The sequence below is a fragment of the Pseudoalteromonas aliena genome, assembly GCF_038155085.1.
Lineage (GTDB): Bacteria > Pseudomonadota > Gammaproteobacteria > Enterobacterales > Alteromonadaceae > Pseudoalteromonas > Pseudoalteromonas aliena_A.
Genome location: NZ_JBAKAU010000100.1, coordinates 1 through 235 on the forward strand (window position 1 = coordinate 1; position 235 = coordinate 235).

A 235-nucleotide genomic window follows, 5' to 3' on the forward strand; every position below is an offset into this window, starting at 1 on the left:
AAAGTCGGTGCCTCTGCCAATACTTATAGGCGTTGCTTCAAAAAAACACAGCGAGGGATAAAGCGCGATTGATTGCTCATTCGGTAAATTAGGGCTGGGTTTTTCAGGTAAACTGTAGGATGTTGAGCGCGTGTAATGATCAAGGGGGATCACAGTAAGCTTTAAATGTGCAGCTTTATTGATCCAGCTTTCGCCTTTTATGATTTTTGCAAGGTCGCCTACCGTCATGCCGTGC

Annotated in this window: 1 protein-coding gene; it reads right to left on the reverse strand. The window is 45.1% G+C overall.

Features of this window, described 5'->3' with window-relative positions; all coding sequences use genetic code 11:
* Positions 1–235 (reverse strand): exo-beta-N-acetylmuramidase NamZ domain-containing protein (locus V6260_RS18700; protein WP_341595583.1); only part of this gene is annotated, 235 nt, incomplete at both ends.